Origin of the sequence: Microbacterium sp. UBA3394 (genome assembly GCF_002358725.1) — a bacterium.
In the GTDB taxonomy this organism is placed as follows: Bacteria; Actinomycetota; Actinomycetes; order Actinomycetales; family Microbacteriaceae; genus Microbacterium; species Microbacterium luteum.
Genome location: NZ_DEPK01000042.1, coordinates 1 through 2,509, shown reverse-complemented (window position 1 = coordinate 2,509; position 2,509 = coordinate 1). Strand labels below are relative to the sequence as shown.

Annotated in this window: 2 protein-coding genes and 1 tRNA gene; 2 read left to right on the top strand and 1 reads right to left on the bottom strand. The window is 67.3% G+C overall.

What is annotated here, in order from left to right; genetic code table 11:
* A partial coding sequence (locus B4E30_RS02300) for an HNH endonuclease signature motif containing protein (protein WP_286793305.1) occupies positions 1–1,146 on the bottom strand: 1,146 nt, incomplete at its 3' end.
* A gap of 183 nt (positions 1,147–1,329) precedes the next feature.
* Between B4E30_RS02300 and B4E30_RS02295 the strand changes: the two genes are divergently transcribed.
* Positions 1,330–1,417: transfer RNA gene (locus B4E30_RS02295), tRNA-Ser, on the top strand.
* Between the two features lie 73 nt (positions 1,418–1,490).
* Positions 1,491–2,509 (top strand): LCP family protein (locus B4E30_RS02290; RefSeq protein ID WP_286793304.1); only part of this gene is annotated, 1,019 nt, incomplete at its 3' end.

The window sequence follows — 2,509 nt, the reverse complement described above, 5'->3', positions numbered from 1 at the left end:
CAGCGGATGAAGGTTGGCCAGCTCGGTCGACCCGCCGTCTTCCCACGCGATCGAGTGGTCGATCTCGCATCGCTCCGCCGGCATCCCGCAACCGGGACCCATGCATCGCCCGGCGCGCCATCTCACGATGTCGCGAAGCGCCTTCGGTGTTCGATACCGATCGCGGCCGAAGGACAGCACCGACCCGGTCTCAGGGTGGGTGAGCACGCGCATCCATTCACGTGCTCCGCCGCACAGTTCGCGAGCCTTGGAGTGGGGGATCGGCCCGAGTCCGTCGATCGTTGCGGGCTCGGCCCCTGCCGGTTGCTCGTCTTCCAGCAGGGCGAGCGCCGGCACCGTGACGACCACCGTCGCGCGGATGCCGCGCGCTTCTGCCGGCACGTGATCCGTCGTGCCGTCGATGAGGAGGTCACCGAACACGTCTGCGCGCACCTGGTCGAGCGTGCGTTCCTCGCCCTCGGCGGTGGTGATCGCCTTGCCCATCGCGGTCAGGCGCTGGTGAATCGCCTGTGCCTCGACCGCGGGCATGTGGGCTCCGAGCCACGCCATGCCGTCGCCGAGCGTTTCCAGCACGACACGGCGCTGCTCGAGCGCCTGCTCGTGGCGCTCCTCGAGGGTGCTCGCGCGGTGGGTCTCGATGAGCCGGCGTAACATGCGCCGGAAGGGACCGATCTGCAGGTTCTCGGCGGCGTCCAACGCCTCGGGCAGAAGAAGCGCGGCCGCCTCGGCGCCGACCTCGTCGAGCCCGGCGACCAGCACGTGGCTCTTGTCGTCGTCGATGCGCCCGGCGTGAAGCGAGTGCCACACCTCGGGATAGCGATGCACCAGGGCCTCGGCGTGAAGGAGCATCGCCTCCGCGACGTACTCCGAGACGCGCAGTGCGGCGGCCAGCTCGAGACGCACGGATCGGAACGCGACCGAGGCCAGGTCGACGCTGAAGGCCGTCGCCTCGTCGACGGCGCGTCGTCGCATCCCATCGATCGCGGCATACCGTTGAGCGACGAACTGCATCATCGTCTGGGTGAGGTCGAGCACGTCGTCGAGCTCGTCGGGCTGCTCGGCGGCTGCCTCCATGAGCACCGAGACGGGAATGTCGACGGGCGGCATGTCGCCTTCGTCAAGCCACTCGTCGGGGTCGATGTCCATGCTCAGACACTAGAACATACCTCCGACATCGCTTCGGAGGCGGTCGACGGCTGTGGATACCGAGCGCCGTCCACATCCGCGTGCCGTTCAGTGCATCCACAGAACCCGTTGCGAGAATATCGGCAAAGCGCCGTCGGCTAGACTCGACGCCGTTCGACGGATGCCGCTGCGGCGGCCTCGTCGGGAGGGTTGTCCGAGCGGCCGATGGAGCTGGTCTTGAAAACCAGTGGGCAGCGATGTCCCGTGGGTTCGAATCCCACACCCTCCGCCACAGCATCGTGGTTGGCGCGATCCGAACCCGGGAGCGCGCCGACGTGCGGTGGGCGACACCCGAGAGGATCCGAGTGAGTCAGAGCAAGCGTGGTCGGCGCACCGTCGCACGACACGGCGAGCTGAAGTCGCCGCATCCCGCCGGTCTGCTGGCGAAGATCATCGGCATCGTCGCCGCCGTCGTCTTCGTCGCGGGTGCGGGCGTCGCCGCTTACACCGCCTACGACATCACGGCGAGCTTCGCCGACGAGGCGGTTGCGCTCGAGGGTCAGGATGCCGTGCCGCCCGACATCGGTGCGATCGAGGGTGGCGTCAACATGCTCGTCGTCGGCACGGACGAGTGCGAGGCGGAGTATGCCTACCTATTCGGCGATCGCTGCACGGGTGCCGACGCCGAGGGGCAGCTCAACGACGTCAATCTCCTGGTCCACATCTCCGATGAGCCGCGACGCGTCACGGTCATCTCCTTCCCGCGCGACCTCATGTCGGCCCAGCCGGAGTGCACCGATGAAGACGGGGGCGTCAACTCGGCGGTCAGCTACACGCAGCTCAACACGGCGTGGAGCCGCGGCGGCCTGAACTGCGCTGTGAAGACCATCTCCGAGCTCAGTGGCATGAACATCCCCTTCGCCGCCAAGGTGAGCTTCGGCAATGTGATCAACATCACCGACGCGATCGGGGGAGTCGACGTCTGCATCGGCAACGGCGGCATCCAGGACCGGTATACGGGCATCGATTGGCCGGCGGGGACCCGCAACATCCAGGGCGTGGAGGCGCTGCAGTTCCTGCGCACGCGTCACGGACTCGAGAATGGCAGCGACCTGGCGCGCATCAGCAACCAGCAGCAGTACATGTCGTCGCTCGCGCGCAAGCTCGTCAGCGACGAGGTGCTGTCTAACCCCTCGACGCTGCTGCAGCTCGCGACCACCGCGGTCGACAACGTGACCCCCAGCCAGAGCCTCACCAACCCGATGACGCTCGTGCAGATCGCGCTCGCGGTGAAGGATGTGCCCTTCGACGAGATGGTCTTCGTGCAGTACCCCGTGTACGACGACCCGTCTGATCCCAACCGCGTCGTGCCGAACTATGAGGC